Here is an 18,306-nt window from a genome sequence, read left to right on the forward strand (position 1 = left end):
GGGCAGTGTCCTAGGCCTCTAGACGAACGGGACAAAGTGAGGCGTTGGCGCTGATTTACGCAAAGTCGGTGGCTTATGCAAGAGGCAAAATGCAACCAGCGTGAAAAAAAGCATAATCTGGAGCGGTGGAAAGAAGTGCGACAAAAATGAAACAGTGCCTTGCCCAGATTTACAAACCGCATAAATCAACATTGATATGTTATACCATAACGAATTATAGGCTCCTCATTCTGCGTCGTTCAAAATAGGAAGCTATATTCATGCGGTTGTCTGGTCTTTTGGCTGTGCTGGCGTGTTCTGCCTTGTGCACAACGGCAGGTTTTCTGTCATGGGCAGAGAAAGCTCATGCTCAAACGCACCAGCGTGCGCAGACGCATGTGTCACACAAGGTCAAAGGCAAAAAGACTGCTCCGCAGCTGAAAAGCACAGTCGGAGTTGCGGCGCAGCCGCAGCAGGTTATTCCGCCTCAACCTGCTGTGAAAGAGCAGCGCGCAGGCGATGAAACGGTTAAAATTGAACCTGCAAGCGCTTATACACCAGAACATGTAACGGTTACGGCGCATTTGGACCGTGCACGCTCTGAACTTCAGCCCGATACTGGGGCAACGGTCTATCGGTTTAGCCGCAAAAGTCTGGAAACAATTCCGGGGGGTGATAACGCCCCGCTGAATCAGGTTCTGTTGCAAGCACCGGGCGTGGCGCAGGACAGTTACGGGCAGATCCATGTGCGTGGCGACCATAACGAAGTGCAGTTCCGTCTTGACGGCGTGCAGCTTCCGGAAGGCTTGAGCGTATTCGGGCAGGCGCTCATGACCCGCTTTGCGGATAATATGTCGCTCACCACAGGCGCGCTGCCAAGCGAATTCGGATTTTTACAGGCTGCTGTTGTAGATATTACGACCAAGAACGGCACGACGAATGCTGGTGGCAATGTTTCCGTCTATGGTGGCGCACGAGATTATTTCTTTCCCTCGCTGCAATATGGCGGTCATTCAGGGAAATGGGATTATTTTGCGACCGCAGATTTTGTGCATGACCGCGTTGGGATTGAGAATACAACAGGTTCCTTCAATGCCATTCATGACTTGAGCAACCAGTACCATTTCCTCGGCCATGCGCGATATACGGCTGATGAAAACACGCGTATCAGCTTTATTGCCGGTGTTTCTAACGCTGAATACCAGTTGCCCAACAATCCTGGCCAGCAGACGCAGTTTGCAGAGCCTTCGTATAACGGCAGCTCTCTGGCCCAAAGCCTTGGTGGTAGTGTAGATAGCGCCAGTCTTTCCGAGCATCAGAAGCAGATTACGGATTTTGCCGTACTTGCCCTGCAAAAGGAAATTGGCAAATTCAGCCTGCAAAGTTCTGTTTTTACCCGCTATAGCAGTCTGCGCTATTCGCCAGATCCGTTGGGTGATCTGGTTTATAACGGCATTGCACAACGTGCTGCGCGTTCAGTGTTTTCTACCGGCACGCAGCATGACGTAACGTGGCACGCAGCCCGTAACCATACTGTCCGGTTTGGTTTTCAGGTTTTTGTTGAACGGACAACATCAAAAACAGACTCACAGGTCTTTAATCAGTCCGGTGAGGATGATGACGGAAATGCTGTGTTCGACCCGACACCGGTCTCCATTCATGATGGCAGCGGCAAAACAGGTACGGTTTACGGGCTATATGCGCAGGATGAATGGAAACCCGTTAAAAACCTGACGGTTAACTACGGTCTGCGGTTTGATGGTGTGAGCCAGTATACAAGCCAGATGCAGGTCAGCCCGCGTTTGAACCTGGTATGGACACCGTGGAAGGGTGGCACGCTCCATGCTGGTTATTCCCGCTATTTTACACCCCCGCCGTTTGAAGTGGTCAGCAGCACATCGCTCTACAAATTTGCCAACACCAGTGCCGCACCTGCCAATTATCAAAATAGCACTGTGCGCGCTGAACGAGACCACTACTTTGATGCAGGCTTCCAGCAGCAAATTCTACCCGGTTGGCGTGTATCGTTTGATGCCTACTACAAACTTGCTCATAACCTGATTGATGAAGGCCAGTTTGGTGCACCTATCATCCTGAGTGGCTTTAACTACCGTCGGGGGCAGGTTAATGGGTATGAAGTCAGCACATCCTATGACCATGGGCCGTTGTCACTCTATGGTAACTTCGGTTGGTCTCGCGCCATTGGGAAAGACGTTACCAGTGCGCAGTTCAACTTTGACCCGGATGACTTGAACTACATCAAAGGTCGCTGGGTTCATCTTGACCATGACCAGCGCTGGACTGCATCTGCCGGGGCATCTTACACCCTGTTTCAGAAGAGCTGGCACCCGCTACGCGTTTCCGGAACTATGGTTTACGGGAGCGGCCTGCGGACGGATGGCGCAACACCCAACGGTGTAGCCCTGCCGCAATATGCCACCTTTAATTTTGCAGCAGTGCAGACGTTCAAAAACCTGTTTGGCCATACTTTCCTTGGTGATACCCAGATTCGGCTGGATGTAACCAACTTGTTTGACCGGACCTATATGCTCCGTGACGGCGGCGGAATTGGGGTGGGAGCGCCGCAATACGGCCTGCGCCGTACAATTCTGACGGGTATTTCGCAGAATTTCTGAGAAGAAGTGTAAGTTAAAACCTGACATATTAAGAATAAAAAAACAAATGTAAGCCATGTCCATATAATACGCAGATTGTGTTAGTATGGACTTGGAAACGCCTTAAATCAGAATAATATAAACCCAGCCATGTACTGTTGAAGTGCATGGCTGATGGTGTTTGCGCTATTGCATGGAAAATTTCACGCTGTCTTATCGGGTGTAATGCGTTACATAACGCGCTGATAAGGTAGCTGGAAACCGGAACACGGGTGTCCGGGCTGCCATGGTATAGGCAAGATGTTGTTCTGGAGAACCGGAATGGCGCGCTTCTGGCCGGGAAAGCTAGTCAGCTTCTCGTGGCCGGGTTTGCGTCCCGTCTCCATGTGAAGAGAGCAGGGTAGCGTGGAAAGACAGGAAGTAATCTCCCCAGGATCAGACCTTGGGCAGAGAATGAAAATTCTGCGTAAAGCAGCGGGAATGACACAGCAGCAGGTGGCAGATGCCCTTGGTGTTTCTCGTCCGGCTATTGCTTTTTGGGAAACAGGCCGGGAAGGCAGCGCGCGCAAACATATTCCCAAGCTTGCTGCCCTGTTTGGTGTAGACCCGGAAATTTTTCTGACAGGTTATGTGCAGGCCGATATTCCGCTGACCGTCTCACCTGACGAATATGACATGATCAAAATGTACCGCATGCTTGACCCGTCTCGTAAGGTTTCTGCCCAGAAATGGATAGAAAGACAGGTCAAGGTTTTGCAAAGCGGTGGAGACCCGACGCTCTAGGCCCGACAGGGCTTAGAAGTCTGCTTCCAGAGTGAAGTGGAAGGTACGGGGCAGGCCGGCATAGGCACTATTGTTTGCGCTTGCGCTGGCCCCATTGAGAGACGTTGGATAAACGGACGCCCAGTAACGGGCATTGGTTGCGTTTGAAACACCAAAGCGGGCCATCCACGGGTGGTGCGCTGCACGGAACGCAAAGCGCGTGCCCAGATCAAGTGTCACGTAAGAGTCAGCAAATGTGGTGTTCTGTACGTTAGCTGCTCGGCGGCCAACATAGTGAACATTGGCGTTGAACGCCAACCGGGATGCCACACTTCCCAAAGAGGCAGGGAGCCGGTAGTCCAGCAGCACGTTGGCCTGAACCGGTGGCGCACCCACAACTTCCTTATGGCTGGTGGAGGCAACGCCGGTGCTGCCCATTTGTGCGTCCATCCAGGTCATGCCGCCCAATACAGAGAGATTAGGGAGAATATACCCGGCAAACTGGGCTTCTACGCCATAGTTTCGCTGGTCGCCGAAGGTATCGAAAACGTGTGTGGTGGGGTCTGTAAAGGCATAAGGGCGGGTCATACGGAAGCCCGCAATGTTGATCTGCATTTTGCGGATCATGACCTTATAACCAACCTCGTACTCTTCGCTGCGCAAGGGGGCGGTATATTCGTTAACGTTGGTCGCGCCCGCTGGGGCAATGCTGCCAGCCTGGAATGCACGACCGTACGTGAAATACACTGTCTGATTGTCTGTCGGTTTGTAGATCAGACTGGTCATGGGGCTGAACGCTGCTGAACGGTCATAGCTTGAATGCGTGTATTTGGCGGCCAGAGGGTTGCTCCAGCTATCCGTGTGCAGCCAGCTCCAGGACAGGGTGCCCATGATGGACCAGTGTTTGTTGAACTGGAGAGTATCCCCAACAATAAACGTTTGGTTGGACACATACGCTGACCGGTAACGCCCATGATAATAAGGTTGCTGACCGCTCACCTGCTTGGGGTCATACATGGACATGGCCTGACCATTATTCAGCTTGAAGGTCTGGCCTGTTGTCGGGTTGTAGTTGCCCATCATGTAGCCATTGGTCCCAATGACCAGATCATGCGTAATAAACCCGGTGTGCACGCGGCCATTAACGTAGGCGAGGTTACTACCAACCCGGAAGTCATTGGCTGTGGTGGCTGCGGCAATGGTTTGCGTGAAGTCACCCGCATTGTTGATAATGGTGTTGGCGTTACCAAAAGATTGCCGGATAGCGTCCTGATACAGGCCGCCCAGTGTAACACTCCAGTTTTCGTTGAACTTGTGCTTGACCTTGGCCAGAAACGTATTGGTTTCCATATTGTAGCCAGCATATTTCTGGCCGAGCCCGGGGTTGCTCAGGTCTGGTGCCTTTGGCAGATCTATGGAGCCGCTATAGGCGAAGCCTGCGGCCTGCCCACGCTGCGCGTAAGTGTAGTGGCTGGCATCAACCTCAATGGTTGTTTTTTCATCCAGGCGGAAGTCAAAGTCAGCGCTGACAAGGTTACGGCGTACCCAACTGTCCTGCACATAGGTTGTGCCGTCACCGTGCAGCAGGTTGAGGCGATAACCAAACCATTTGTTACGGCCCAGGCGGCCTGACAGGTCTGCATTTTCCATGAGTGTGCCGATGGAATCTACCCCGACAACAAGGCGGTTTATGCGGCTGTCTGTTGGGCGTTTGAGCCCGTATTCAAACGTGCCCGCCGGGTTTTGTGCACCGTAGAGCGCACCCGCCAGACCATTAAGAACTTGCAGGCTGTCAAACTGTTCTGCGGCATAGGGGGTGGTGGACACAGCGTTCAGCCCGTCAATACGGATATTGGCAACCACGTCTGCCTCAAACCCACGGGACTGCGGGCGGCTGGTATTGGGGTCTCCGCGCACCTCAAGCTGGACGGAGGGCAGATAGGCCATCAGGTCGTTCATGTTGCGGGACTGCTGGTTGACAATAACGTCGTGCGGCACCGTCATGACAGAAAAAGGGGTGTCCAGCGTACGGCGGGTGCCAAGCGGCCCCAGTGCGGCAGTTGTCTTGTTATAATCCGCCAACGCACCGGAAGCGGCGCGTCCTTTGACAAGAATGGTCTCTTTTTTCCCCTGTACGTTGTCCGGTTTTTTGGCATGCGGTGCTACAGGCGTGTGCAACCGTGTTGCAGGAGACGCAGCAACAGTTTGTGCAACAGAAAATGACGTGTAGCAGGACGTTGCAAGCGCACTGGCTGCAAGCAGAGTGTGAAGACGGTACTTCATGGGAGAAGCGGGGACCTTCTTGCTGGAAATGGCGATATGAGTGGAGTGCTTGTGACGCCATTCCCCCAGAATGTCTATATACCAACAAATATAAATGAGAAGCGTGGCAAGATAACGACAGTGCTCATTCTTATTTCAGTGAGGCGCAGTTAAAGCCGCAGATAAATGCCAATTAGTTTCAGTGCGACACAACACATGAGAGAATTTTGAAATGAGTGCCTTTTATTTATTCGGCCAATACAAGGAACTTATAGTTTGAATCCGACTTTAGCTAACAGTGTTTGCGTGGGGCATAAAAAGGGAGACGAAGCCAGAATGCGCTGGAAAAATATCTGTGTGTCAGGGCTTGCTGTGGCGGTTATGGGCGTCATGACGGCTGGCCCGGTAAAGGCGGCAGGTTTTTCCGAAGTAATGGCGCAAGCCCCACAGGTGCAGGCTGGGCACTACAAAATTGAGAGTAACCGAACACAGGTCCTATTCTCAGTCTCCTGTTTGAGCATGAGCCATTACAGAGGCCTTTTTTCCGGGGTGACGGGGGACCTGTCTCTGGACCCGGAGCACCCTGAACGCTCAAAAGTACATCTGATTATTCCGCTCACATCCCTTACCACAACGACTGATGAAGTAGGGCAGATGCTTCGGCAGCGGTCATGGCTGGATGTCTCAGACTATCCGGAGGCAGAGTTTACGTCCACGAACGTTGTGTATGATGGTCCATCCCGTGCAGATGTAGCCGGTACGCTCACATTGCGTGGGGTTACGCACCCGGTGACGTTTAAGGCCTCTTTTCTTGGTGCAGGCCCTAATGTAGCCCAACATACTTATAATGTTGGGTTTGAAGTGCGGGGCACCATCAGTCGGAGCGCATTTGGGATGGTGCAGTCCCCTGTTGCGGTTGGGGATGATGTGACATTAACGGCTAGTGGTGTTTTTGAAAAATACTCCAATTAAAAAGATATTTCACCACTTTATATTACTGCAGGGCTAAGGCGGCTGCCGTAGCGACATCACGCCGCAGGGCCACAACATTTCCCTTGCCATCCGGGTGCACGCGGTTTGTCAGGATCAGCACAGCGGTTTCTGACTGTGGGTCAAGCCAGAGTGATGTGCCCGTAAACCCCGTGTGCCCGTAAGAGGTTGGCGGAAACACGGCACCCCGTGGCGTAGAGTAATGGGTTGCAATATCCCACCCCAAGCCCCGGATATCGGTCTTGCCGGAAGGTTGTTGTGGGGTGGACATAAGAACAAGTGTTTGAGGGGAGAGCGGAAAAGTAGACGCTTTGCCTGCCCGGCGCGCCAGCAGGGCTTTGGCATAAACCAGCATGTCATCCGCGCAGGAGAACAGCCCGGCATGGCCTGCTACGCCACCCATACGCCGTGTTGTCGGGTCATGCACATCTCCGCGCAGAATAAGCCCGCGCTCGTCATACTGTGTTGGCGCTATTGATGGGCGTAAAGCGGGGTCTGGAAGGAAAAAAGTTCGTTTTAACCCAAGAGGGGAGAGAATGTTTTGTGCGGCATACTGGTCAAGTGGCATGCCTGAAAAGGTTTCAACAAGCAGGCCGAGAATAAGAAAATTGATGTCACTATAAACAAATATGCTGCCCGGTTTGTGAATGGAGGTGGCGTTGAGTGCAAGGTTAAGACCTGTTTGTTTGCCAGCCCAAGGGGCGGTCAGGTCAACATCTGGCGGCAGGCCGGAATAATGGGTCAGCAAATGCCGAATGGTAATATGCTGTTTTCCGTTTGCCGCGAAGGCAGGCAGATAGCGGGCCACCGTATCATCCAGCCCAAATTTTCCTTGCTCATATAACTGCATGATCGCGGGGGCGGTGATAAGCACTTTGGTAAGGGACGCCATGTCAAACAAGGTGGACCATGACATGGGTTCTGGTGTGGGTGTGGTCGCTCTCAGGCCAAAAACGCCCGTCCACACAGTTTGACCACCAGAGCAAACGGCTGCCACTGCACCAGGTGTTTTATGGTCTGCAATGGCGTTTTCAAAAATGGTAGTCAGGCTGTCAAAGCGAGGTGACGCACGTTCGGTCTGCGCCCTTGCAGCACGTGGCACTGCGTAAAGGCTGGTACATGCAATCCCGGTTTTGAGAAAAATCCGGCGGGAGGGACGGGGTAGCATGTCGTGCTAAACTCCTGACAGCTAAGAGCTATGGTGGAGCGTATTAAAGCACAGTGGCGCTTTCTGGCCTATCCAGTCTTTTAAGGAGCTACAAACCGGAAGGTCAGATTAAAGCGGCATGACCCGGTAAGAGGGTGCTGCCCTGCGGCTAACGGTTTGACACCGTGATAGTGTAGGCGTGCCTTGCCGCCCCACACCACAACATCACCATGTTCCAGTAGAAACGAAAAAGGAGAAACAGAGCGCGTAAGGCCACCCCAGAGAAAATGAATTGGCAACCCAAGAGAGACGGAAACGATGGGTTGGGTAAAATCCTTCTCATCCTTGTCCTGATGCAGCCCCATGCGGCTGCCTGCCTCATAGCGGTTGATCAGGCAGGCATTGGGGTGAAAACCGGAAAAACCGGCAGTCTGTGCAGCTGACGTTGCTACTTGGGCAAAAAGTGCTGGCAGCGGTGGCCATGGCCGATGTGAAAGCGGGTCTTGCGGGGTGTAGCGGTAGCCCGCTTTATCCGTCACCCAACCCAGGGTGCCGCAATTGGTCATGGCGGCAGAAAGCGTTCCCCCTCCGGGTGTGTGCATGGTGCGGAGGGGAGCTTGTGCCGCGACAGCTCTTATGGCGGCATGGAGTGCCTCAGCGTCCGGCAGGGCAAAACCACGCAAAACAATTGCACCGGGGCTTAGGGTCACACGGCTGGGGCGGGTGTCCGGCAAAAGCAGGGACATCTGGGTGGCGGAGCTGGCAGGGTCTGTCACAGTATCGCCCTAAGCCGTGGGCCTGTGGCAGGCCTGACGGCAGACTGGTTGACGCAGAAGATAACGCTATGAAGCAATTTACTCTATAACAGGAAATCTGGCATACAACACGCCAGCACTGTGACGGCAGTGTGTTAGCCGGCGATAGGTGGAAAAATCCGTGAAGACCATGCACGACATGATAATTATCAGGGGTGTACCCGCTCTTGTAGTGCTTGATGTTAAGACATTTGTCGTGCGCGGAGAATTTGTGGGCCTGAGTGAGCTTGTCTCTTTTCAGGCGGCAAGGGTGTCGGAACTTCGGGCCAGGGGGCAAGAGGCGCTTGATGCGTTTATTGCAGAATGTCGGGAGCAGGACCGCCACCCCCTCAAGCGGTATGGCGACAATAACGAGCACTATGTGCTGGAAGATGTGTATGCTGAACTAAAGGTAATAGCCGAGCAGCGGGGGCAGACGTTGGAGGTTTTTGTGAAGGAACAAAAACCCTTTGCTTTTCAGCGTAAAGCAACGGCGTTTGAGGAACTGATGCTGCATCAGAGAAAAATGGATATGCAGCACCGTAACGCTACCGAAGCAGAGCAGTAAGAGCGCGGCTTGCTGACTATAAAAAAGCCTCACCTGAAAATCAGGTGAGGCTTCAGATAAGCGTTGCGCTGGTTTTGGTGCAGTATCAGGCTTGGTGATAGGCCTTGCTTGTTCCGGGTTTGATGGCGGACACAAGCGCTACAACCGCAATATTGACTACAAGTGAAATCAACCCGGTAGAAACATTGCCAGAGAAGAGGCCAAGAGCCACGGCATGTACCGGTTTCAGACCGTCCATCCAGCACAGCCCCATACCCACACAGGTGCCGACAATCCACCCGGCCAGCATGGCGATGGCGGAGAAGCGGATACGTAGCAGGCCCAGAATAAGTGCCGGGAATGTTTGCAGAATAATCACCCCGCCCAGCAACTGGAAGTCAATGGCGAACTGCGCATTCAGGAACATGACGCACAGCAGAGCCCCCACCTTGATGGCCAGCGCGGTCAGGCGGCTGTTTTGTACAGTGCGCTGTTTTGCTGGCAGTAGGTTGTGAGTGACCAGATTTGCGGCCCCAATAGCCATAACGGCGGCTGGAACAAGTGCGCCAACCGCAATGGCGGCAAGGCAGAAGCCGCTGAACCATGCCGGAAAAACGGCCTGAAACAGCATTGGGACCACCAGCGAGGTATTGGTGGTGTTGACGCCCGCTACATGGGCCATGAAGCCCAGCATGGCAATAAGCCCGAGCACAATGGTGTAAATGGGCAGGAACACGGCGTTCTGCTTAATGGTATCAGCCGAGCGTGCGGCCAGAATACCCGTCAGCGTATGCGGGTAGAGGAAGGCTGCCAGAGCGGAGGAAAGAGCCAGTGTTGCATAAGGCAAGCCCATGCCAGCCTTCAGAACGGGCTGGGTATGATCCGTACCCGCAAACAGCGCTGCGTAGCCACCCATATGCAGGGGGATGACGGTCACAGCAACCAGTACGGCAATATAGATCATGATGTCTTTGATGAATGCCGTCAGGGCCGGGGCATGTAGCCCGCCTAGCCATGTATAGGCTGCCAGAGACAGGAAGGCGATAATCAGTGGAATGTCGCCCGGCAGGCCCAGCGCCTGAATAACTGTACGGATGCCAATAAGCTGAAGAGCAATATAGGGCATAACCGCAACAAGGCCGGTTATGGCCACAATAATTTCCAATGGGCGGCTGTTAAAGCGTGCTCTGACAATATCGGCAGCCGTCGTGTGCCCGCCTTTCTGGGCAATGCGCCAGAGCTTGGGCATAACCAGAAAAATAAAGGGATACACAATAATGGTATAGGGCAGGGCAAAGAAGCCATATCCGCCCACCGCGTATACCAGAGCTGGCACAGCAATGACGGTATAGGCAGTATAGAAATCACCCCCGACCAGAAACCATGTGACCCACGGGCCGAATTGTCGCCCACCAAGAGACCAGTCTTCTCCCCCCTGCGCAGCCTGGCCACGGCTGAAGAGTTTGCGGATCCACTGAATGGAGCTGCCAATAACAATTGTCGCGGCAAAAAAGACGACGAAGACGCCAAGCGCCCACGGATTGACGGTGCTCATACGTCACGCCCCTTTTTCCAGACAATCCAGATGATGACAGATGTCACGGGCACCCAGGCAAGCTGGTACCAGTAAAAGAACGGGAAGCCGAACAGAGCCGGCGTATACCGGTCATAGAGCGGCGTCCAGAGCAGCCCCAGAAAGGGCAGCAGCAGGAGCAGGTTCAGAAATTTCATGATATAACGGCCAGAAGTTATTTTTTTTGTTGCGACCGTATTAGTCATGCAGAGCAGCTTGGGTGGTGTCAATCACCATTCACTGTGCGGCCCGGAGCATGGGGTGGCCGTGTGGTGCGCGTGTCACAGACACGCACACGTGTTATAACGTAATTTTGAAAACTATTAAGTTATAACACGCGTTTGTTATATCAAGTAGAGGTCTTGCGGTGTTGCAGGACCTTGTTCAGTTTATCGCTGTAGCTGCGGTAGCTGCCCTCTGGCACGCAGCCCATTTCTTCCAGATCTTCAAGGTCTGCCCCACGGTTGATCCAGCTATTAACCTCCCGGAAATCCAGCGCGGAAGGTATGGTGCGGCCTTCAAACACCAGAGGATTTTCTTCTCCCTCTGTTGCGCCAAAGGGCATGAAGGAGGCGTCATCTGGTGCCTTGGCATTGGCCAGACTTATTTCCCCACAAACCACCGTCTTATCATTGACCGTGTGTGTGTTGATCTTGCGGAAATGCGGTGGGGTTTCCGGAAACTTGCTGGCAAGGGTTTTCAGGGTGGTTTTGACGAAGGGCGTTGCGGTTTTATCGCTTCCGTCCACTACAGTCTGCGCCCATGCCGGAACAGCAGGTGCAAGCAGGCTGAGGGAGAGTAAAAAAGCGCGCTTCATGGCTTCAGGTCCTTATAACTGGCTGGGCGTATGGTAGGGCTTATGGCGGTAAGATCAACCGGGGGGCTGATTGGTGGCCTGAACCATCAGGGCGGCGCAGGGTAAGAGGCGCTGTGGGACGAGGTTGGCGCAACTTAGCCTGCCGCCGGTGGTCGGGGTTTTAACCCCTGTGGTGCCTGGCAGGGAAAGCGGAAGGCCGCGCAGGCTGCGGGCTGCCAGAAAACCAAAACATTCGGCTTCCAGAGCATCGCCATCCCAGCCCAGCACTTCCACGGGTTGAATGGTCCCGGACAGACACCTGCGTAACGCTGCCATAATGGCGGGGTTATGGCGGCCACCGCCGCACACAAACCATGCTTCCGGTGGGTGTGGTAGCTGCGTGCTGGCAACAGCCTGGGCGGTAAAAGCCGCAAGTGTTGCCGCACCGTCTGCTGCGCTCAGGGAGGAGACATGCTCCAGTCCCTTATGAAAGCTCAGACGGTCCAGGGATTTGGGAAGGCTTTGGGTAAAAAACGGATGGTCCATAAGCTGGGCCAGCACCGCCTTGTTCATGGTGCCACTTAACGCTAATGCGCCATCTTTATCGTAGGTTTGGCCGGTATGCTGGTAAGTCCAGTCGTCCAGCAAAGCGTTGCCGGGGCCCGTGTCACAGGCCAGCACCGTGCCGGATGGATCAAGGTAAGTCAGGTTGGCCACGCCGCCAATATTCAGCACCGCAACCGGGCGCTTCTGCCCCTGCAACAAAGCAGCATGATAAAGGGGAGCTAATGGTGCGCCTTCGCCCCCCGCCTGCACATCTGCGCTGCGAAAATCATGCACAACCGGTGTGTTGGTCTGGGCTGACAGGGCTGTGGCATCCCCAATCTGCCATGTGCGGCCCGGCTGGTGCAAAATGGTTTGCCCATGAAAGCCTATCAGGTCCGGCAGTAGCCCTCCTGCTTGCGCGCACAGGGCTGCAACCGCTTGCGCGTGGCACTGTGTTACAGCGTGGCTTGCGGCCAGCACTTGCGGGTCCTGCGCGTCCAGACGTGCAGCCTTATCCAGCAAAGAGCGAAGCATGGTGCGCGTGGCAGGGGGATAAGGCTGTGTGAGTGAGGGGCCGTGCCGCTCAACCTGCACACCGTCTGTCACCAGTATGGCGGCATCCACTCCATCCAGCGATGTACCGCTCATCAGGCCGATAGTGGTCAACATGGGCTTATAGGGTGCAGAATGGGTGGTCATGGCGCCGGGGGCGGGGCGCTCAACCCTTGTAGAATTTTATGAGCATTGACCTGCCAGAGTAGAATTTTGTCCTGCCCGTTTTCTGTAACATGCAGGGCCAGCAGCCCGTCCTGAACGCGGGTTACGCTAAGCAGTCTGGTGCCAGCGGGCAGAGTAGGGGGGGCTGCTTCTGGTGTGGCGTCCTGCAACGGTACGGCAGCGGGCAAGGCTGGCGGTGCGGGGTGGCTGTTCATCCTGTGAATAATCACGCCCACCAAGGTTACAGTGCCTGCAACAATCAGTACGCCCATACCAATAACCGCTGCGAGAAGGGCTTTGGGTGTGCGTGGTGGTTCTTCTAGCTGATCCACAGTCTGTCCTGTCCTGAATGTTCGGAGGCGTTCTGGTCTGCCCGTTTCTACAAACCAGCAGGCCATGAGTGCCCTGTCAGCCAAGCAGGCGCAAGAGGGGACGCAGAGGGTAGGGATAAGCCGGAGGGGGCAGCAACCGCTTAGTGGCAGCCGCCGCCGCTTTTGTCACAGCCTTTGCAACCCCCGCAGCCGGAGCTTGCGCCATTGGGTGTGGCAAGGCGCTCAGCCTTTGCGCGCAAGGCCGGGAACACCTGAGTGCCTTGGAGTGACCCTGCGAGCGCACGCCAGAACGGGATGGTGGTGGCTGGTGCCAGACGCTGTAGCCAGTAAGCAGCGCAACACAGAACGAGAAGGGTAACGATAAGAATTTGAACCACAGGAAGCCTCCTGTTTCTATCCGCTGATAAGTCGTGTCAGGTGGTAGGTCAGGAAGGCGGCTGCGTATGCCATGCCGAACAGGTAGCCTGCCGTAATGATAACCAACCGCCATGACCCTGTTTCCCGCCGGATAACGGCAAGGGTGGAAAAGCACTGAGGGGCGTACACATACCATGCCAGCAGAGACAGGGCTGTTGCAAGGCTCCATTGAGAAGACAGGAGCGGCGTGAGTTGGGAGGCTGCATCGGCCTCGGATGCGCCTACGGAATAGACGGTCGCCAAGGCGCTCACTGCAACCTCACGCGCAGCAAGGCCGGGAATGAGCGCTACACAGATCTGCCAGTTGAACCCGAGTGGCTGGAAGAATGGCAGCATCAGATGCCCGATGCGCCCTGCCAGACTGTAATCAATAGCTGGGCCAGTAGCACCTGCTGGCGGTGCAGGGAAGCTGGACAAAGCCCACAGTAGCACGCTGAGCGTGACGATAATGCTGCCCACACGGGAGAGGAAAATGCGGGTACGCTGCCACAGCTCCACGGCCAGGCTCTGTAGGCCCGGCAGCCGGTAGTTGGGGAGTTCAAGCAAAAGAGGATGTTCGTCCGTGTCCCGCCGCTTCATAACACGCGCAACAATCAATGCGCTTAAAATCGCGGCCCCGTAGAGCGCGAATAAAACCAGACCCTGCACATTGAAAATGCCGCCAATATGCCGGGCGGGCACAAAAGCGCCAATTAACAGCGCATAGACCGGCAGGCGTGCTGAGCAGGTCATGAGAGGGGCTATCAGAATGGTGACCATACGGTCCCGGGGGTTCTGAATAGTGCGGGTGGACATGATGCCCGGTACTGCGCAGGCAAAGCTTGAAAGCAGCGGAATAAAGGAGCGCCCGCTCAGCCCGGCTGAGGCCATGAGCTTGTCGAGCATGAAAGCCGCACGTGGCAGATACCCCGACTCCTCAAGAGCCAGAATCCAGAGGAACAGGATCAGGATTTGAGGCAGGAACACGATAACCGTGCCCGCCCCGGCAATAATGCCGTCCACAATCAGGCTGTTCAAAGCCCCGGCCGGTAGAAGCGTGCCGACAAAGTCTCCCAGCTGCTTCATGCCGTTGTCCAGCAAGTCCATGAACGGCTGCGCCCATGAGAACACGGCCTGAAACATGATGAACAGCAGGACAAACAGAATGCACATGCCCCAGACCGGGTGCAGCACCCATCGGTCCAGTTTGTCTTCCAGCGCCTGCCTGCGCTCAGAAACGCGTGCGACGCAGAGTGAGAGGATGCGCCGCACTTCGTCATGCAGATCTGTGCCCGACGGGAGCGGGGCGGGTGCGGCGGGTGCGGGATCATCCAGCGCAGTCAGGAGCGGTTGTGCTCCGCCGCGCTTGACGCCAATGGTTGTGACGACCGGCACGCCAAGCTCGGCCTGAAGGCGCGGCACATCAATTGCCAGCCCCTGCTTTTGTATGGCATCAATCATGTTGAGCACCACAATCATGGGGCGGCCCAACTGGCGCAATTCCAGCATAAAGCGCAGATGCAGGCGCAGGTTGACCGCAGCCACAACACTTACCAGCAGGTCCGGGGCGGGCTCACCCTTATAAACGCCCATACACACGTCCCGCGTCACGGCTTCATCAGGGCTGGTGGCGGCAAGGCTGTATGTGCCGGGCAGATCCAGCACCTGCACCTTGCGTCCGGCAGCGGTAATCAGCCGTCCTGCCTTACGCTCCACCGTAACTCCGGCATAATTGGCCACCTTCTGGCGGCTGCCGGTTAACTGGTTGAACAGGGCCGTCTTGCCGCAGTTGGGGTTACCAACCAGCGCGATCCTTAACGGAGGGAGGGAGCCGCTCATGCTACAGGCTCTCCTTGTGGAGTGCGCAGGATAATCCGTGCGGCTTCAGAGCAGCGCAGGGCAAAGCGCGTAAAGCCAATTTCCACCGCCATGGGGTCTCCGCCCAAGGGGCCAAACGCAATGACCGTCACGGGTTCACCTGGCACAAAACCCAGTTCGTTCAGCCTCTGTGCAATGGCATCGGACGGAGAGAGCGCTTCGATGCGGTCAATCACACCTGTACTGCGGAGGGAGAGCTGGTTTAAGCGCAAGGCTGAATGAATCCCGCTTGGATGAGAGAACACAGAGTAGCAGAGCTGCTACGGCGTATATTGAGAATGATCCTTAATTCCAATCCGGGTGGCTGTCCATGCCAGGATGTGGTGGCTGTTTTGCGGTCTTGCAGTCCCGCAAGACGTGGCGCGCGCAACTGTTCTGGGTGCCTTGTGAGGATTTTACGTGCAATTCTGCGCGCTGGCGCTTATCAACGGGGCCAGCACTCTTTATAGACCGTAACGCAACCGCCCCGTTAACGAGAATGGAGGCGGGACAACGCGCAGGGAAAATCAGGCACACTTCATGGATATCCGCAATATCGCCATCATTGCACACGTCGATCATGGCAAGACCACTCTCGTTGATGAACTGCTGAAACAGTCTGGCTCCTTCCATGAGCATCAGCACGTTGCTGAACGCGCCATGGACAGCAATGACCTGGAACGTGAGCGTGGCATTACCATTCTGGCGAAATGCACCTCCGTTGTGTGGAATAACACCCGCATCAACATTATTGATACACCCGGACACGCCGACTTCGGCGGGGAAGTGGAGCGTATTCTCAGCATGGTGGACGGCGCTGTTGTGCTGGTCGACTCCGCTGAAGGCGCACTGCCCCAGACCAAGTTTGTGGTTGGTAAGGCCCTTGCCCGTGGCCTGAAGCCAATTGTGGTTGTGAACAAGATTGACCGTGGCGATGCCCGCCCGGACGAAGTGCACAACGAAATTTTTGATCTGTTCGCCTCTTTGGGTGCGAATGATGAACAGCTTGACTTCCCGATGCTGTACGCATCTGGCCGTCAGGGCTGGGCTGATATTGAGCTGGATGGTCCGCGCAAAGATCTCAGCCCGATGTTTGATCTGATTCTCCGTCATGTACCGGCTCCGGCGCTGGACAAAGACAAGCCGTTCGCCATGACGGCCACTATTCTTGAGAACGACAACTTCCTTGGTCGCGTTCTGACGGGTCGTGTTGAGCAGGGCCGCGCCCGTGTGAACATGCCGGTTAAAGTGCTGCGTGCTGACGGTTCTACCGTTGAAACAGGCCGCCTGACCAAGCTGCTGTCTTTCCGTGGCCTTGATCGCGTGGCTGTTGAAGAAGTTGAAGCAGGTGACATTGTGGCCGTTGCCGGTCTGTCCGAAGCAACAATTCCTGACACCATCGCAGCACCGGAAGTTGTAGAGCCGCTGAAAGCGATTCCGGTTGATCCGCCGACGCTGTCCATGACCTTCCGCCTGAACGATGGCCCGCTGGGTGGCCGTGAAGGCAAGAAAGTGACATCACGCCAGATTCGTGACCGTCTCTTCAAGGAAACCGAGAGCAACATTGCTATTCGCGTGAGCGAAAGCCCGGAAAGCGAAGCGTTTGAAGTTGCTGGCCGTGGCGAACTTCAGCTTGGTGTTCTTATTGAAACAATGCGCCGTGAAGGGTTCGAGCTGACCATTGGTCGCCCCCGCGTGCTGTATCAGACCAATGAAGAAACTGGTGAGCGCGAAGAGCCTTACGAAGAAGTCATGATCGACGTGGACGAGCCTTATTCCGGCGTTGTCGTGGAGAAAATGTCTCTGCGTAAAGGCCAGATGCAGGATATGCGCCCATCCGGTGGTGACAAGGTTCGTCTGACCTTCATCATCCCGTCACGTGGTCTGATCGGCTATCATGGTGAATTCCTGACCGACACGCGTGGCACAGGCATCATGAACCGTCTGTTCCATGGGTATCAGCCTTATGCCGGTTCCATCGAAGGCCGTCGCAACGGGTCTCTGATCTCTGCGGAAGATGGTAACACCACCACCTACTCCCTGTTCTCTCTGCAGGACCGTGGTACGCTGTTTGTTGATGCTGGCGAAAAAGTTTACGTTGGCATGATCATCGGTGAACACTCCCGTGAGAACGACCTGGAAGTGAACGGTGTTCGTGAAAAGAAACTCACCAACATGCGTGCTTCTGGGAAAGACGATGCGCTGTTCCTGACACCGCCGCGCCGTATGTCTCTGGAACAGGCTATTGCTTACATTGAAGACGATGAACTGGTGGAAGTAACGCCATCTGCCATCCGTCTGCGTAAGCGCTACCTTGATCCGAACGAGCGTAAGAAGCGTGAACGTAAAGGGGATGCAGCTAACTAAGCCTGCATAATCTGGACTTAAAAAATGGCCTGCTTTGCACGACTGTGCAGGCAGGCCATTTTTATTTGGGCACACTTTTTGGAGAGCCTGAAACTCCTGAGTGGGAATGTGTCTGTATTAAGGTTGGTATGCGTCAAACTGACGGCAACCCTCTGTTTTTCATGAATTATTGTGCGAGACGGCAGCAAGGCGTCATGCTATGAATCGGCATAGGGCTGGCGCGTATATGGTGCCACATGCAGAGTGACATAATAGCTTAGCGTTTTATCCGGCCCAACTATTTTGGGAGAGAGTTTCTTATGATTTCTCGTCGTTTCCTCGCAGTTGTTTCCACCGTTGCCCTGATGGGTGCCGCTGCTCCGTCTTTCGCTCAGCAGGCAACTGCTCCTGCTGCACCAGAAGCTCCAGCAGCCTCTGCTCCAGCCGCTACGGCGCCTGCCACACCAGAAGCAGCTCCTGCTCCTGCTGGCGCAGACGAAGCTGCTAAACCCGCTGACACAACCAAGAAAACCAAAAAGCACCACAGTGGCAAAAAGCACCACCATGGTCATAAAAAGAGCAAGAAAGCTGCAACAACAGACGCAACGTCTTCAGACGCGCCTGCTGCTCAGTAATGGTGCAGACAC

The 18,306-nt window shown here is 55.0% G+C and carries 17 protein-coding genes; 6 read left to right on the forward strand and 11 right to left on the reverse strand.

What is annotated here, in order from left to right:
• Positions 1-260: 260 nt before the first annotated feature.
• Entirely contained in the window at positions 261-2,615 is a 2,355-nt protein-coding gene (locus tag Abci_RS02680) for a TonB-dependent receptor (protein WP_048837624.1), read from the forward strand.
• 384 nt (positions 2,616-2,999) lie between these two features.
• Complete coding sequence (locus Abci_RS02685) at positions 3,000-3,377, forward strand: helix-turn-helix domain-containing protein (protein ID WP_261766253.1); 378 nt, start codon at positions 3,000-3,002, stop codon at positions 3,375-3,377.
• A gap of 12 nt (positions 3,378-3,389) precedes the next feature.
• Here Abci_RS02685 and Abci_RS02690 read toward each other — a convergent pair whose 3' ends face one another.
• Positions 3,390-5,639, reverse strand: coding sequence for a TonB-dependent receptor (locus tag Abci_RS02690; RefSeq protein ID WP_052944752.1), 2,250 nt, complete (start codon positions 5,637-5,639; stop codon positions 3,390-3,392).
• A 255-nt stretch (positions 5,640-5,894) separates the two neighbouring features.
• On the opposite strand from Abci_RS02690, the gene Abci_RS02695 reads away from it, so the two are divergent.
• Positions 5,895-6,590 (forward strand): YceI family protein, encoded by a 696-nt coding sequence (locus Abci_RS02695; protein WP_244877564.1) that lies wholly within the window; start codon positions 5,895-5,897, stop codon positions 6,588-6,590.
• Between the two features lie 22 nt (positions 6,591-6,612).
• On the opposite strand, the gene Abci_RS02700 is transcribed toward Abci_RS02695, so the two are convergent.
• Positions 6,613-7,776, reverse strand: a complete 1,164-nt coding sequence (locus Abci_RS02700; RefSeq protein WP_048837627.1) for a serine hydrolase domain-containing protein — start codon at positions 7,774-7,776, stop codon at positions 6,613-6,615.
• Between the two features lie 80 nt (positions 7,777-7,856).
• Positions 7,857-8,501: a DNA oxidative demethylase AlkB gene (gene alkB / locus Abci_RS02705; RefSeq protein ID WP_048837692.1), complete on the reverse strand. Its 645-nt coding sequence runs from the start codon at positions 8,499-8,501 to the stop codon at positions 7,857-7,859.
• Between the two features lie 208 nt (positions 8,502-8,709).
• On the opposite strand from alkB, the gene Abci_RS02710 reads away from it, so the two are divergent.
• Positions 8,710-9,117: a hypothetical protein gene (locus tag Abci_RS02710; protein ID WP_048837628.1), complete on the forward strand. Its 408-nt coding sequence runs from the start codon at positions 8,710-8,712 to the stop codon at positions 9,115-9,117.
• A gap of 85 nt (positions 9,118-9,202) precedes the next feature.
• Here the strand turns inward: Abci_RS02710 and Abci_RS02715 are convergent, their stop codons facing one another.
• The 8 genes from Abci_RS02715 to Abci_RS02750 form a co-directional block, all read right to left on the reverse strand.
• The gene (locus Abci_RS02715; protein WP_048837629.1) at positions 9,203-10,651 is read right to left on the reverse strand and encodes a sodium:solute symporter family protein; all 1,449 of its coding nucleotides are present in this window, start codon (positions 10,649-10,651) and stop codon (positions 9,203-9,205) included.
• Positions 10,648-10,827: a DUF3311 domain-containing protein gene (locus tag Abci_RS02720; protein ID WP_048837630.1), complete on the reverse strand. Its 180-nt coding sequence runs from the start codon at positions 10,825-10,827 to the stop codon at positions 10,648-10,650. Before Abci_RS02720 ends, Abci_RS02715 begins: the two co-directional genes overlap by 4 nt.
• A 191-nt stretch (positions 10,828-11,018) precedes the next feature.
• Positions 11,019-11,486 (reverse strand): hypothetical protein, encoded by a 468-nt coding sequence (locus Abci_RS02725; protein ID WP_048837631.1) that lies wholly within the window; start codon positions 11,484-11,486, stop codon positions 11,019-11,021.
• A 54-nt stretch (positions 11,487-11,540) separates the two neighbouring features.
• Positions 11,541-12,710 carry an anhydro-N-acetylmuramic acid kinase gene (locus Abci_RS02730; RefSeq protein WP_244877565.1) on the reverse strand — a complete coding sequence of 390 codons (1,170 nt, stop codon included), beginning with the start codon at positions 12,708-12,710 and terminating at the stop codon, positions 11,541-11,543.
• The gene (locus Abci_RS02735) at positions 12,707-13,060 is read right to left on the reverse strand and encodes a DUF6476 family protein (RefSeq protein WP_048837694.1); all 354 of its coding nucleotides are present in this window, start codon (positions 13,058-13,060) and stop codon (positions 12,707-12,709) included. Before Abci_RS02735 ends, Abci_RS02730 begins: the two co-directional genes overlap by 4 nt.
• Positions 13,061-13,200: 140 nt before the next feature.
• Entirely contained in the window at positions 13,201-13,437 is a 237-nt protein-coding gene (locus Abci_RS02740; protein ID WP_048837632.1) for a DUF6587 family protein, read from the reverse strand.
• A gap of 16 nt (positions 13,438-13,453) precedes the next feature.
• Positions 13,454-15,295, reverse strand: a complete 1,842-nt coding sequence (gene feoB / locus Abci_RS02745; RefSeq protein ID WP_048837633.1) for a ferrous iron transport protein B — start codon at positions 15,293-15,295, stop codon at positions 13,454-13,456.
• Positions 15,292-15,546, reverse strand: coding sequence for a FeoA family protein (locus Abci_RS02750; protein ID WP_048837634.1), 255 nt, complete (start codon positions 15,544-15,546; stop codon positions 15,292-15,294). The genes feoB and Abci_RS02750 overlap by 4 nt, the downstream gene beginning before the upstream one ends.
• 307 nt (positions 15,547-15,853) lie before the next feature.
• On the opposite strand from Abci_RS02750, the gene typA reads away from it, so the two are divergent.
• Complete coding sequence (typA, locus tag Abci_RS02755) at positions 15,854-17,680, forward strand: translational GTPase TypA (RefSeq protein ID WP_048837635.1); 1,827 nt, start codon at positions 15,854-15,856, stop codon at positions 17,678-17,680.
• Between the two features lie 299 nt (positions 17,681-17,979).
• Complete coding sequence (locus tag Abci_RS02760) at positions 17,980-18,294, forward strand: hypothetical protein (protein WP_048837636.1); 315 nt, start codon at positions 17,980-17,982, stop codon at positions 18,292-18,294.
• Positions 18,295-18,306 lie beyond the last annotated feature (12 nt).

Source organism: Acetobacter cibinongensis (assembly GCF_000963925.1).
Taxonomy (GTDB): domain Bacteria; phylum Pseudomonadota; class Alphaproteobacteria; order Acetobacterales; family Acetobacteraceae; genus Acetobacter; species Acetobacter cibinongensis.

What these genes read in the sequence shown, in the direction of transcription:
- Abci_RS02680 (WP_048837624.1), top strand. Translation starts at nt 261, where the DNA reads ATGCGGTTGTCTGGTCTTTTGGCTGTGCTGGCGTGTTCTGCCTTGTGC.
- Abci_RS02690 (WP_052944752.1), bottom strand. Translation starts at nt 5,639, where the DNA reads ATGAAGTACCGTCTTCACACTCTGCTTGCAGCCAGTGCGCTTGCAACG.
- Abci_RS02700 (WP_048837627.1), bottom strand. Translation starts at nt 7,776, where the DNA reads ATGCTACCCCGTCCCTCCCGCCGGATTTTTCTCAAAACCGGGATTGCA.
- alkB (WP_048837692.1), bottom strand. Translation starts at nt 8,501, where the DNA reads ATGTCCCTGCTTTTGCCGGACACCCGCCCCAGCCGTGTGACCCTAAGC.
- Abci_RS02710 (WP_048837628.1), top strand. Translation starts at nt 8,710, where the DNA reads ATGATAATTATCAGGGGTGTACCCGCTCTTGTAGTGCTTGATGTTAAG.
- Abci_RS02715 (WP_048837629.1), bottom strand. Translation starts at nt 10,651, where the DNA reads ATGAGCACCGTCAATCCGTGGGCGCTTGGCGTCTTCGTCGTCTTTTTT.
- Abci_RS02720 (WP_048837630.1), bottom strand. Translation starts at nt 10,827, where the DNA reads ATGAAATTTCTGAACCTGCTCCTGCTGCTGCCCTTTCTGGGGCTGCTC.
- Abci_RS02725 (WP_048837631.1), bottom strand. Translation starts at nt 11,486, where the DNA reads ATGAAGCGCGCTTTTTTACTCTCCCTCAGCCTGCTTGCACCTGCTGTT.
- Abci_RS02730 (WP_244877565.1), bottom strand. Translation starts at nt 12,710, where the DNA reads ATGACCACCCATTCTGCACCCTATAAGCCCATGTTGACCACTATCGGC.
- feoB (WP_048837633.1), bottom strand. Translation starts at nt 15,295, where the DNA reads ATGAGCGGCTCCCTCCCTCCGTTAAGGATCGCGCTGGTTGGTAACCCC.
- typA (WP_048837635.1), top strand. Translation starts at nt 15,854, where the DNA reads ATGGATATCCGCAATATCGCCATCATTGCACACGTCGATCATGGCAAG.
- Abci_RS02760 (WP_048837636.1), top strand. Translation starts at nt 17,980, where the DNA reads ATGATTTCTCGTCGTTTCCTCGCAGTTGTTTCCACCGTTGCCCTGATG.